At 44.5% G+C, this 14,039-nt stretch carries 8 protein-coding genes; all 8 read right to left on the minus strand.

What is annotated here, in order from left to right; translation table 11 throughout:
• Nucleotides 1-339: 339 nt before the first annotated feature.
• Nucleotides 340-1,863 carry a pectinesterase family protein gene (locus tag HPS54_RS11970; RefSeq protein WP_172345678.1) on the minus strand — a complete coding sequence of 508 codons (1,524 nt, stop codon included), beginning with the start codon at nt 1,861-1,863 and terminating at the stop codon, nt 340-342.
• Between the two features lie 112 nt (nt 1,864-1,975).
• Complete coding sequence (locus HPS54_RS11975; protein ID WP_172345679.1) at nt 1,976-2,842, minus strand: hypothetical protein; 867 nt, start codon at nt 2,840-2,842, stop codon at nt 1,976-1,978.
• A gap of 249 nt (nt 2,843-3,091) precedes the next feature.
• On the minus strand, nt 3,092-5,092 hold the full coding sequence (locus HPS54_RS11980; protein ID WP_172345680.1) for a RagB/SusD family nutrient uptake outer membrane protein: 2,001 nt from the start codon (nt 5,090-5,092) through the stop codon (nt 3,092-3,094).
• A 37-nt stretch (nt 5,093-5,129) separates the two neighbouring features.
• Nucleotides 5,130-5,507 carry a hypothetical protein gene (locus HPS54_RS11985; protein ID WP_172345681.1) on the minus strand — a complete coding sequence of 126 codons (378 nt, stop codon included), beginning with the start codon at nt 5,505-5,507 and terminating at the stop codon, nt 5,130-5,132.
• Nucleotides 5,508-8,327, minus strand: coding sequence for a SusC/RagA family TonB-linked outer membrane protein (locus tag HPS54_RS11990; RefSeq protein WP_172345682.1), 2,820 nt, complete (start codon nt 8,325-8,327; stop codon nt 5,508-5,510).
• A gap of 67 nt (nt 8,328-8,394) precedes the next feature.
• Nucleotides 8,395-10,200 carry a pectate lyase gene (locus HPS54_RS11995; protein WP_172345683.1) on the minus strand — a complete coding sequence of 602 codons (1,806 nt, stop codon included), beginning with the start codon at nt 10,198-10,200 and terminating at the stop codon, nt 8,395-8,397.
• A 657-nt stretch (nt 10,201-10,857) separates the two neighbouring features.
• The gene (locus HPS54_RS12000; RefSeq protein ID WP_172345684.1) at nt 10,858-12,165 is read right to left on the minus strand and encodes an ATP-binding protein; all 1,308 of its coding nucleotides are present in this window, start codon (nt 12,163-12,165) and stop codon (nt 10,858-10,860) included.
• A gap of 908 nt (nt 12,166-13,073) precedes the next feature.
• Nucleotides 13,074-14,039, minus strand: a 966-nt coding sequence (locus HPS54_RS12005; protein ID WP_216653081.1) for a hypothetical protein, incomplete at its 5' end; no start/stop codon positions are given.

The raw sequence follows: 14,039 nt of genomic DNA on the forward strand, positions 1-14,039 counted from the left end.
ATAGTAGAGAAATCTGTAGCATATAGTAGAGAAATCTGTAGCATATAGTAGAGAAATCTGTAGCATATAGTAGAGAAATCTGTAGCATATAGTAGAGAAATCTGTAGCATATAGTAGAGAAATCTGTAGCATATAGTAGAGAAATCTGTGGCATATAGTAGAGAAATCTGTAGCATATAGTAGAGAAATCTGTGGCATATAGTAGAGAAATCTGTAGCATATAGTAGAGAAATCTGTGGCATATAGTAGAGAAATCTGTGGCATATAGTACAGAAATCTGTAACACCTGTTTAAGGATTCCATGCAATGTCCTTACATATCGGATGCAAGTCCGGAGGATTACATCCTTTTCATTATTTTCCTGACAGTGCAGTCTTTTCCGCCGGTAACCACCTTCAGTATGTAGCATCCGCGTGGGAGATTACCCCACGACATCCATGTGCCTTCCGTCGAAGCCACCTGCAAACCGCTTGCCGAATACAGCATTGCCTTTGCCCGCGTGTTCCAATATATCCCGTCTGCACTGGTCTTTATCTCAAGCTCCTCCGATACCGCCGCGTCTATACCCGTTGCTGTCATGTCCGCCTCATCGCCAAGGCATCCCGTGGCGCTCACCGTCCTCAGCGTATATCGGGCACTGCTGTCATAGTCGGTGTCCTCAAACTCCGTTGCGGCGGTATTGCACAGGTAACGTCCGTTTTTGTATATCAGATATCCTGCCGCGCCGTCTGCCGCCTGCCATGTAAACTTTCCGCCACTGCACGCAACGGCGGGAGCGGGTACGGGGGTCACAAGCGGTATAGGGTTGAACTCGCCTCCTGCTCTTGCCCCGCTCTTTCCGGCAAGGGTGTACACGCGCTCCATGTCATATATGTTGTTTATCACCCGCTCGTCTATATACTGCGAGTTGTGTGCCGGGTCTTCGGTGAACTCCCACGAGATTCTTTTTGATACATCTATCGGATTGCCGCCGAGGTCCATACTTTGGTATTCTCCGATATATGTCTTCGTCCCTTCCGACATGTTGGTAAATCCCGCGGCGTTTATATGGCTGTCCATCTTGCAACGTATGAACATTGCGGCGCTGCTCGTCTTGCCCCACGGACGACCGAGATATGATGCGCCGGACTTGACGTTTGCCTCGTCGCACGTCAGTCGCGAGTCGCGTATGGTAATTCCGATGTTCCACAACTTGCTCTGTCCGCAAAGCTCTTTCGACTCGGTACGGCTTATAAGTACGTAACTGTTGCCCGGCGCGACGATGTATCCGGGATAGAGCTGCTTTATTTCGCAGTTGTCGAGAAAAGCTATGCCGCTGTCGTATATATAGTCCACCGTGCCTTCGATGTAACAGTCTTTCATATACGACCGGCTCGCATGGTCAAAACGCACCCCGTCCTGATTGGCTTTCATCGCCACGTTGCGGAAAGTCATGCGGTCTCCGCTGTTGGTGATACACTCCGCCTGTCCGCCGTTGCGTCCTGCCGTGTGTTGTGTGGTGAAATTCTCGCCGTAAAGGTCGAACGCCTCCACATATATGGTGGAGGTTTCCTCTTTGTCCAAACCTGAAGCATGGGAAACGGAATGGGTTATGACTGTCTTGTCGCGGTTTTCTCCTATAATGGATAAGGTTATTCCTTTGGGAATCTTCACTTGCTCTTCGTAGGTGCCGTTCTTTATGAATATAAAGTTACGTGTGCCGTCTTGCGTGCATGAGCCTACAGCTTCGTTGATGCTGCGGTAATCACCTGTGCCGTCCTGCGCCACAACCTTCATAAAGGCGTTCTGTCCGGATGACGGAACCGTAACGAAAAGCAGTGCTGCGGATAAATATTTGGTAATGTAGGTTAAATGAATTTTCATGGGTATGCTTTCAGAATGTATAAAAGGGGCGTGTGTAGATATTACACTTTTTGTTCTCAAAAAAACAGCCTGTATGCAGTCAGACTGCGTACAGACTGTTTTCTATATATACTTATTTCACGATCTTGACCGTTGTGCCATCGCTGTACTTAACGATGTTCACGCCCTTGCCAATACCGTTTGTGCGTATACCGCCGAGTGTATAGACAGCCTCGATGGTCTTCTCTGAAGAAACGCCGGCATTGTTGATGCCTGTACCCTGTGCCGGAACAAACTTGATCTGGTGCATTGTAAGGTTCTTGTTCGCACCGCCCACGAGTATGTACTGGCGACCTGCCTTAACCTCGGCAGATACATAAGCAGCCGAACCTTTTGCAGGAATGGTTCCGTCCGGAGCCGCCTCTACACCGTCGTGACGGAAGTTGTAATAGTTTGCCCACGCACCCATGAATATCTCTTCATTCATTTCATCTTCCGTTGCCATGTTGAAGATACCTATAGAACGTGAGTTGTCACCGGCATAGACACCGAAGCTCAGTGTACCGTCTACCTTCGGGAATACAGACACCGCACCGTGATATGCTGCCTTCAGAGCTGTCAGGTCTTCGATAACCTCAGTGCCTTTCCAGTTGTTCTGACCGAGAGAAGAACCAAGGTTCATGTAACCTGTATATGCAGGGAACTCTTTCTGCATGTCGGTGAACTTGTTGCCTGAGAAGTATATCGGAGTAAGGTCTACAGCCGTAGTTGCCTTAAGGTTTGCGTTGTCTATCAGTACATAGTCAACAGGCAGCCACACGCCCATGCCCCATGCCTCGGTAACTTTCTCTTCGCCAAATTCAGCCTTGACAGCATCAAGATTGGTCGTCACAGCGTATGTGTTCGGCTCTACTTCAGTGTAAATCTGGAATTTCGCGTCTTGCGCATTAGCACCGACTGTCATCAATGCTGTCGCAATAAGGGTAAAAATCTTTTTCATTTGTTTAAAGTTTTAATTGTGAATAAAATGTTATATGTCGCTTTATGCGTTTCATCTATATGTTACTTATATCATCTTGAGACAACCGGATTTAAGAACCGAGAGATGTGCCGCCTGTAAGGACATTTACAGGAAATGTCGATACAGGTGACAATACTCTCCCTTTCTCTTGTTTACCGTCTTTTATCCGACGGAATAAGCCTAAAAATCATTTCTCAAAAGCTTTATCCAATTATCGCAAAAACATTCTTAATATCCGTTCGTGCCGAACTCGTCCGGATTGGCAATCTGGTCAAGGAACTGCTGCGGAACAGGACGCACGATATGGCGACTGTTGTCGAACGTTGTTATATACGGGTTCATACCCGGTGTAGAGAGATACTCTGCCGTCAGCTTGCCGGTGCGTTTAAGGTCGTACCAACGCCACTGCTCGCCACACAGCTCGCGCGCGCGTTCCTTTAATATATAGTCTATTGTCATGTCGTTTGTCGTGGCATCCATTTGTGCCGCGTCACCCGATACTGCTGCGTGACGGCGAACGGCATTCAGATATTTAATACCTTCCTGAGGATATCCAGCCACGATAGATGCTTCGGCAGCAATCAGGTAGATGTCGGTAAGACGGATAATAGGAATATCCATCATACAATACTGATTGGTATATGTGTACTTGAAGGCACGCCACTTCTTCCATGACGGTTGCAGAGAGCGGAAATAACTGTAAGCTGCACGTCCGCCATAAGGCTCGCTTTCGCCGGTGCGCATCTCGTACTGATTGTCTATACCAACGGCAAGGCGCTTGCTTTTGGTTGTCTCAAGCGTGTCTAATTCCCAGTTGGGAGTATATACAGCAAGACCGTCTGATACGCTTTCGTCTTCAAGGTTCTCGGTTGAAGCCTGTCCGCCGGCATAATAGTGCTTACCCGGGTACTTTATGTTGTAGTCCACACCGGGGAGTGCAGCCTTGGCTATACGGCGCTTTGCAAGAGTACCGAAATACTTTTTATATTCGTTCTCGTCAAACTGTCCGGATTCTTCGTTTACGGCTTTTTTGTATCTGGTTAGCAATTCCTTGCCCAAAGTTGTCTGTCCTGCTGCATAATACTTGTAGTAGAAAGCCTGTGCAAAACGCGTGTCGGGGGTAACATCCTTGCTCTTTGCAAAGCCCTTAAGTTCTTCGTTCGTCGCGTCACTCTTCTGCATCTTAGGCTCGAAACAGTCTTTCAGCAAATAAAGCGTCGGTCCCCATACGGTGGCGTTGGCACGACCGTAGCGCAATCCGCTTCCGCTTACACCGAAATTCTGCGCCTGAGAGCCGATGTTCATCATGTAGTACTGGCATGTACGTCCGCGGTTCCACCATTCAGGATTATTTCCCGTTTCATGGTCTATGGCTTCTGTGAAGAGAACTTCTTTATTGTTCTTGTTGTTGTCGTCATCCCACATCTGTGCGTCACCGCTCTTCGTGGCAGTACTTGCATACAGACCACAGTCATATTGAGACGCATTGTCAATCAGTTCTGTAGCACATTGAAAAGCTGAGTCCGCATAGTCCTTGCGCTCGGCACTGCCGTCGGCGTATAGACGTGTACACTGCAAATAAGCCTTTGCCAGCATTCCGAGAGCAGCCTTGCGGCTTGCTCTTCCGCGTTCGCCCTGTTTTATGGGCAGGTTCTCGGCTGCAAATTTAAGGTCGCTTATAATCTGGTTGTAAAACTCATCCTCTGTCGAGCGTATACCCTTTTCCGATGACACGCCGGATGAGGCGAGCGATTCTTTCTGCAGCACCACGCCACCCCATTGTTCCACTATGTGGTAGTTGGCAAAGCCACGCAGGAAGTATGCCTCCGCCACTTTCGGCTTTATGCTCTCCGAGTCGAAGTCAACGCCTTTGTCCTTATATGCAATGGCTGTGTTGCAATAGCCGACAATGGCATAGAGACTGTTCCATACGGTCTTTATCACACCCGATGACGGAGTCAGGTTCTCGTTGTAGTTGGTGAGGTCGCCGTGTCCCGAGTTGCGCCCTCCGTTCTTCCAAAGGTCTGTACCCATTTCCATCAGGTCTATACCGTCAACCTTTCCATACATATAGTATACGTTCTCATAGCAGGAGTTTACAATGGCATTCATTCCCGCTTGTGTGCTATATACTTTCTCTGTGTCCAAGGCAGCATAATTGGTCTCGTCGAGAGAACAAGCCCCGAGCGTGAGTATCATTGCCGCACCTGCATATATTATCTTTTTCATTATCGTATTATTTTAAGTGATGTTTATCTTTATAAACTTAGAATGAAGCATTTATACCGAACACGATTGTCTTGTAGAGCGGGAATTTGTCGGATGCGTTGTTCTCCGGATCCATCTTGTCGAGCACGTCGCTCTTGCTCCAGATGAACGGGTTCTGTATCGTAGCGTATACACGCAATTTCGACATCTTCATCTTTTGAAGCACGCTGTTGGGCAGTGTATATCCCAATGTAATGTTCTTTATCTTGAAGAACGAGCCGTCAACATATCTCAAAGATTCCTTTTGGGCATCAGTTACTGATGCACCGAACTGATGACGCGGATAATCATTGGTAGGATTGTCTACTGTCCAGTAGTTGTAGCATGTAGGCTGGTTCTTGTTATCTATGTAAGACAACAGTTCACCGCTTATCATCTATCCCCAACGCATAGAGCACATGATGCTCAGATCGAAGTTCTTATATATGAACTGGTTTGAGAAACCAAGTGTCCAGTCCGGTGTCTTGTGACCCAATATCATCTTGTCGTTGGCAGAAATGGCGTATGTATGGTCGCGTGTGAAGTACTCGCGTTCGCCGTTCTCACCTTCTTTATAATAAGCACCGTTGTAGGTCTTTGTCACCGGTACGGTCTCTCCGGCCTCGTTCTTCTCGGTTTCCTCGCGTGTATACGTGTACTCCGGATCCCATGTAAGACCGGGAGTGGCAAGATGCACGTCACCGGGAACACTTCCGAAACATGCCGCCTGGTCTTCCTGACCGAGCTGCCATATACCGAGTTTCTTATATCCATATATAGTGTTTACGGGCTGTCCCATGAAAAGGTTCAATGCAATGAGACTTTCTGCCGATACATCGTTGCCGAGATTGATTTCCTTTAACTGTTCCTTATTCTTTGCGTATGTAAACGTCGAGTTCCACTTGAAATTCTTTGTATCGATGTTCCTTGTGTTTATGGTAATTTCAACACCTTTGTTCTTTATACGTGCTATGTTGGACATCTTGTAGTATGTGTTCTTCGCATTGTAAAGTCCGAGGGCTGTAGGCAACGGACGGTTGTAGAGCACACCTTTCGTATCGGTAGAGTAATATTCGATGCTTGCGTCTATACGGTTGTTGAGCACCGTTATGTCAAGACCGTAGTTCCAGTTGTATGATTTCTCCCATGTAAGACTGTTGTTCGCCACATTCTGTGCAAGAATATATGTTTGCAAACGCCCTGTTCCAAGGTTTATCGCACCGTCGGATGTTGTTACGGCGGTAGATGTTACATACGGAGATATATTGGCGTTACCGGTCACACCATAGCCCACACGCAGTTTCAGATTGTCAAGCCATGAGCGTGTACCCTGCATGAACTTTTCTTCAGAAATTCGCCATCCTGCCGAGAATGCGGGGAACGCACACCATTTGTCGTAAAGCTGCGATGCACCGTCCCAGCGTATTGAAGCGGAGAAAAGATATTTTCCCATATAGTTCCATGCTCCGCGGAGAGCGTATGACATCTTGGCTGTTTCCTTATAACTTGATTCAACTTGAGGTATAAGACCACCCTTGAGGTTGTACCACAGGAAACCGTCGAACTCGAACTGCTCATTTGAACCCAACAGTCCCTCGGTCTTTGAACGCTGATACTCGGTAATACCCGTAAGCGTAAGACTATGGTTGCCAAGGTCGAGACCGTATGTGAGAATATTCTGCCATGTATAATTCCAGTAGTTGGATTGGTTATACGAAGCAATGCGCTTGTTGTCGGAAGATCCCGACAGTTTCATGAAAGTGTCAAGACCGTCCCACAATCCGGTTCTTCCATGTGTGAGATTGGCATTGAGCAATGATTTAAACGTAAGTCCCTTAAAAGGTTTTATCTCAATGAACGGAGCAATGTTGATGCTTGTTCGCTTAACGTTGTTCTTGTAGGCGTTGGGCTGGTCGTCCGCCATGATATTAATGTAAGAGTCCATGTCGTCTATCGGACGCTGTTTCAGCGAGCCGTCCTCGTTATAGACATCACCTAAGGGCAGGTAGTTGAGTGACTTGGAAAGACGTGAGTTGCGCTTGTCCTGGTCGCGATAGGTCAGTGTCGACTGGAAACCGACGCTTACTATGTCGTTCATCTTGAATGTTGTACCTGCACGGAATGTGATCTGATTCATCTGGTCATTCTTATAAAGACCTTTTTCCTGCTGGTATCCCATAGACATATATCCCTTCACGTTCTCCGAACCGCCACGCAATGATATTGAATAGTTCTGCTGCATACCGGTGTTCAGTATCTCGTCGCGCCAGTTTATCCATTTATTGTCATTATAAGCCTGTACGGCACCTTCAGACAATCCTGCCGCATTGAACAGCTCGCTGAGATCATCCGGCTCGCGACCTTCACGTGCAACAAATCCTTCTCGCAGATAATTTATCCATGCCTCGCCTGAGTATGTCTCCGGATATTGCGGAAAGGCATTGATACCGAGATAACCGTTGAAATCCACCTGCAACTTGCCGGTCTTTCCCTGCTTTGTCGTTACGATAATGACACCGTTGGCTCCGGCAGAACCGTATATGGCTGTTGATGAAGCATCTTTCAGCACGTCGATAGACTCTATATCGTTGGGGTTAATGTCATCTATGTCACCTCCGGCAACACCGTCTATCACGAACAGCGGCGCACTGCTTGCATTTAACGAACGGTTACCACGCAAAAGTATCTCAGGAGAAGAACCTGCCTGTCCCGACGTTCTTGTAATGTCAAGACCGGAGATTTTACCCTGCAAGCCTTCCATGGCATTCATTACAGGAGCCTGCTTGATATCATCAGCCTTTACCGAGCTTATGGCACCGGTCAAATCGCGTTTCTTCTGAGTACCGTATCCGATAACCACAACCTCGTCAACAGCATTGCTTTCCGGTTTCATGACAACTTTCATACCATTACCTGCCTTTACAGTTATGTTCTCATATCCTATGTAAGAGAACTCCAGCATGTTCTTGCCTGTAGGTAAAGACAGACTGAATTTTCCGTCAAGATCGGTAACAGCAGCTGTTTGTGTTCCTTTAACGACAACAGTCACACCGATCATCGGTTCGCCGGTTTCGTCGACAACAGTTCCCGTTGCCTTTACGGTCTGATTAACACTCTGGTGCGCTACAGCTTCTCCCGGACGTGCATATACCGGACTCAGCCATCCTGCTGCTCCATGGAAAAGGAGTGCTAATGCAATGAATTTTGCGTTCTTCATCTTTTACTAATATTAAATTAATGTTGTTTATTTGTTTCTCTATTTTTATTTAGGAACCCCAAACATGTTATTTTCTGAACTTTACAGCATTACGGAAACCTTTGGCATTAGTTACCCACACAACATATACTCCCTCAGGAAGGGAACCGGCACTGATTGTGTTTTTGCCTTTATTTAGCGATGTTGTTATACGGCAACGTCCCATTGTGTCAAAGACATGTGCGCTGCATATGTCTTCGTCACTGTTTATTTCTAATGTATTGTCATGGTATTTAACCTCAAACTTCACGGCGTTTTCAACACGTATTGATGTAGGCGTGGCAAATGTGCCTGTTATTTCTTCTCCCATAAGACTGCACAAATACTTTTCAAGTGCCGTATAGCCTTCGGCATTTATATAGTTGCCGTCAGCCGGGTCGTCAGGGTTGAAACCGTTTGCCTTTTCCCATTCGTCCGGCATTCCGTCGCCGTCAGTGTCCCATCCTTCGGGTCTACTGTCGCGTTTCTCAGCCGGATAACTGTAAGAACCGTTTGCATTCTTAACCATTTCCGCGTCAAGAGGATCATCGATAATGCCAAGTCCGGCTCCTCTCGAACCGCCGTATATAGCCGTAGCAGTCCTGCATTCGTTTATAATGCGCTTCTCTATTCCGTCGCGGTTCAGACATCCTACCTTATTTAATACATTCTCGTATGCTGTTTCCGCATCTTCCATCTTGTTTTTATATGTATACGCCTCTATGTCGAACGAATATTGAGGATAGAATTTGGTAGGTGTTATCCAATCACTCTTAAGCACTACGATAGAAGGATTGTCATTCTTTATTCCTTTAGAATTATCCTTGGTCATGCTCTCGTTACCATTCATGAAGTTACCGCTGAAATGCCATTCGGAAATTTGCGTACCTACAGACGGACACATAAACCGATATGACTCGGGCTTCATAGACTGTTTGGATGCCGGTCCCGGCTGATAATAGTTGTTACAGTAATTCACCTGATGCGTCTTGTAACGTCCGCTTTGATTATTTTCTCCACCATATATGCCGCCCTGGCGTCCCCAGTTGTATATCACGTTGTTTAGAAATTCATTGTACACAATAAAATCGGTATCGCGTGCACCTTGAATGCGCGGGCTGCAGCTCTGGTTGTGTGCAAGCATGTTGTGATGGAACGTACTTTGGGAACCTCCCCACTGACATGCAAAACTTCTTGCCCCGCCCTTATGGTGACCGGCATCATAAAGCCCTTCGTGCAACAGACAATATTGATATGTCTGGAAATGAGTGGTCTGGTTGTTCACTATTTCCTCTGCACTCCAACCGAACGTACAATGGTCGAAAATCACCTGTTCCGCATTCTCTGCACAAAGAGCCTGGTCCACTATAGATGCGTTTTCAACAAGATCTGAACCGTCCCATCCTTTGGAACCGGTTCTGAACCTTATATTACGTACGACAAAATTCCGGCTTCCATTTATGGAGAATGTACGAGGATAAATGGTGATACCTTCTCCTGGCGCTGTCTGTCCGGCGATTGTCACGCCGGTGCTGCGTTTGATTTTTATTGCATCTTTCAAGATTATCCACCCTGAAACATTAAAAACAATAGTAATCGGGTCATCCGGATATTGTTTCAGTGCCCAACGGAATGAACCTTCCGGCGGATTGAGCGCATCATCCTCCAGAGTTGTTACAGTTACAACCTTACCTCCACGACCTCCGGTCGCAAATTTGCCGAAACCTTCAGCAGTGGGAAAAGCCGATATATTTTGTGTGACATCCGGATAATCGAAACTTTGAGCATTGGCTGTTGTAACACAGATAAACAGACAAGCCGAACTAAAAAAGAATTTTAATTTCTCGTAACGCATTAGATTATTATAGTTTATAATTAATATTCATTTTCCGTAAAATTCATCCTAAGCGAAGTGTAACTTATCGTGCCCCTTAAGGACTATCATGTCACTTATTTATTACAGTAATAGGGAGGTTGGCATTACGTGAATAGTAACATGAAAATATATTATTATAGTTGTATTACAAAAAGATGACACCAATCGGTGTACATTAGGCAAAGTCATATATCTATTCTGATAATCAAAATATTATACGTGTACCAATGTTGTACACCAATTAGTGACAATATTTTGTGTTTTGATATATTATGACCTTTTATTATTGAAATATTTGAAAGTTCCGGCAAACAAATATCGAGTGAGTTGTCTGAAAGAATATGTACAACTGTGAAAAACTATTCTGCGTATGTTCAGCAGCTTGCATGGAACATACTGACCATGTCTGGAGATGTAGTCGACGATACATCCTTTAATAATGGTCTCGAAGCTACTTTGGCACAAGTCATTCCTCTTTTTGTTGAGAATTATATCAGACCCTCTCTTTGAAATCTGGTTCAAGCGCGAGATGATGTAGATAATGCTTTCTTGGAAATAAGGTAATTTACAAAAAAGGGTTTGCGAGTACGGGAATTAACGTGAATAATAGAGTATAGCTCTATATATAATTGTTCGTCAAATAGACTGTAAAAACATGGTCATGTATAAAGGATAATATATTATCCCATCTTTCTCCTGTACATTAAACTTGTTCAATACAATAGAACGCTCTATTTTATCTTGAAACAATCTTATTGCAGCATTCAGGGATGCATGTTTCATATAATCATTTCCGGATTTTACTTCAATAATCGATATCCCATTGTTTTCATGAAAAATGAAGTCCAGTTCATGTTTGCTTTTACGGTCATAATAATTCAAGGCAAATCCCTTTTTCTTCAACTCCCCCGCAACATAATTCTCGGTAAGAGCACCTTCATTGACATTTATCTCACCGTTTAAAACTTTAAATTGCATCTTTGGTATGCTCATATTACACAGCAATCCGGTATCAAGCATGAAAAGTTTGTAAAGATTACGTTTTTCATGAAATGCGAACGGCAGTTCAAATGTTTTTGTATTATACGAAAAATACGCAACACCTGCATCTGCAAGCCATTGTGTTGCATCTCCGTATTTACGTTGCGATGCACCTTTCTCTATATCCGACAATACAAATTTTTTATCCTCCTTGCACAACTGTAAAGGTATTGCATCAAATACAAGCTTAGCCGTCTGCTTGTCCTTTCCTGCATATTTTGAAATATCGTCACGATAACTGTTGATAATGTCTTTTTGTATCTGTATAGTCCTTGACAGATCCTTATCATCCAAAAACGTAGCCACAACTTCCGGCATCCCGCCTACGACCATGTACTGACGAAATCTTTCCATTATTCTTTCATGCAAGAAATCAGTTACGGCTGTCTTGGTTATATAACTTTTTCTTAGGACGCCTATGACTTCCTCCGATATGCCGCATGCCCATAAAAATTCTTCAAAGTCAAGTGGGAACATGTCCACTTGATGTTCAAATCCTACAGGATACGACGAAACATCGCGATAGTTTATGCCAAGAAGTGAGCCGGACTCTATATAGTCATATTTCCCGTCTTCCACAAGAAACTTTATTGCAGTACGGGCATCAGGACAACTTTGGATCTCGTCAAAAAATATTAGTGTCTCTCCCTTGACAAACGGTCCATATCCCATTGCAGACAAGTTGAGAATTATGGTCTCGGCATTCTTATTACCGGCAAAAGCCTGTCTTGCTGTATGATCCTTTTCAAAGTTTATTTCTATAAACTGTCTGTAATTTTTCTTGCCGAAAATCCTTACGGCTGTAGTCTTGCCCACCTGCCGTGCGCCTCTTATAAGAAGAGCCTTATTGTTTTTATAGTTCTTCCAGTTGTCCAACTCATTATAGATCTTACGTTTCAGCATAAATCTGCAACTTTTTTCCACTAATAATGATGCAAATATACAACTTTTTTCCACTAATAACGATGCAAATATACAACTTTTTTCCACATTCTTTGTCTGTAATTGTACTCGGTTTGGAAAAATAGACTGTATCGGTGTGCTACTCAAGTATGTTATAAATAGATTGAAGGATGATATGCAGACGAAATCAAATTCATTTTATCCGACATCTTCTCCTGTGGCAGGAATCTGTCCGCCTATAGCAATTTTACATGATATACCGTCTGCCGGAACGAAACAACGTTGCTGTAAATAGTAGATAAACAGATGTTTATGCCTTGCATAGCTTATGCAGTTTGTGCTGTCTGATGCTGATATCCATCCCTGTTTATTATAGAATACATTATACTTTTGTTAATTATAACTAATGTAAGAATGTGATTAATGTTTTTTGTTAGTTATAATAAACAAAAACCTTATATTTGCAATATTCATAATGTATAATAAAAATCAATATGAAAGCTAAAGACTTCGCAACTTTGGAGACACCTATACTCCTCGCTTTTCCTGTTTATTCTTGCAATTGCTTTTTAGGACACGAGGTTGGTCATCCACAATAGGAAAGTCCACAGGCTTGACTTTCCCACGTTCCATAGGTAGGGTTTTATCGTGTCTGCATGATTATTCTTAATGCAAAGATCGAATAAGACGAAGTCAAATATAGGAATATTCTTTCTGAAGAGAGATAGCTGAAATGCAGTAAAATGCAGTTTTTTACAGTTTGAAATGCAGTAAAATGCAATAAAAGGAGTGTGATAATGCGGTAAAATACATGTTTGCCTTCATAATTCCGATGACCGACTTGGGTTAAATAAAAGGTTGCGGACACACAACATGTCCGCAACCTTTTTATTTATAAGATTATTACATTATTTGTTCTTGATAAACTTCTTGCCGTTCTGGATGTAAAGACCGTTTGCAAGACTTTCCTTTTCTGTGCCTACATAGCGACCGTCGATAGAATATATCTTGTTGTCATTGACATTCTCAACACCGTTTACAGTTACATTCTCGATAGCTGTAGGAGCGTTCTCTGTCCACTGCGGATTTTCAGCCGTTATGTCCAGATATGCCGTCTTTGCATCCGCGTCACCGCAAATGAGCGCAACGCCCATTACATACGCTTTCTTCTTGAACGATATCACGAACTTGCTGTCTGCAGTCCATGGAATCAGTTTCTCGCCCTGTATGATTGAAGTGCCATCGGGACCCGTTGCCTTCTCGTAGAACTGATAAAGCATGTTTACGAGTTCGGTATCGCCTCCCATGGTCATCTTTATTGTTCCTGCCGTGAGTTCTTCTGTCGTTCCATTCTGGTTGTTTGTCAGGTCGAGCACCAGTTTCAGTGGCTTGTTGAATGACATCTCTGTCCATGTCGTTGTCTCAAAACCGGGTGCATAATACGGATTAAGCTTGCGGTTAGTAGGATCACCCTCAAAATGGCAGTAGTCGTTGTCCACCGATGTTCCGGTGTACTGACGTGCATATGCCTGCAACTGTCCTTGCGAAGCCAGATAGAAGATAACTTTCTTTATATTCGACACACCCTGCGGATTGAATGTATCCTTGAACTTCAGCTCCGTATTCGAGTTCAGGCACGCATATGTTCCGGCCTTGAATGCTATACCGGTCTCGGCATCCGTATAGTCATTCTTCAGGATGTGATAGTTTGCACCGGCGGCCGTTCCGCCTGAAATAGGCAACGTGTTGTATTCCGCATCAAGGAATGCCTCTGAAATCTTGTCGATACATCCTCCGCCAATCTCATCACCTGCAAATCCCGGAGACACAGTTGTGCCGTCGGCAACTTTCATGGACGTTGTGAGGACATAGTT

It is taken from the genome of Xylanibacter caecicola (genome assembly GCF_013166515.1).
In the GTDB taxonomy this organism is placed as follows: Bacteria; Bacteroidota; Bacteroidia; order Bacteroidales; family Bacteroidaceae; genus Prevotella; species Prevotella caecicola.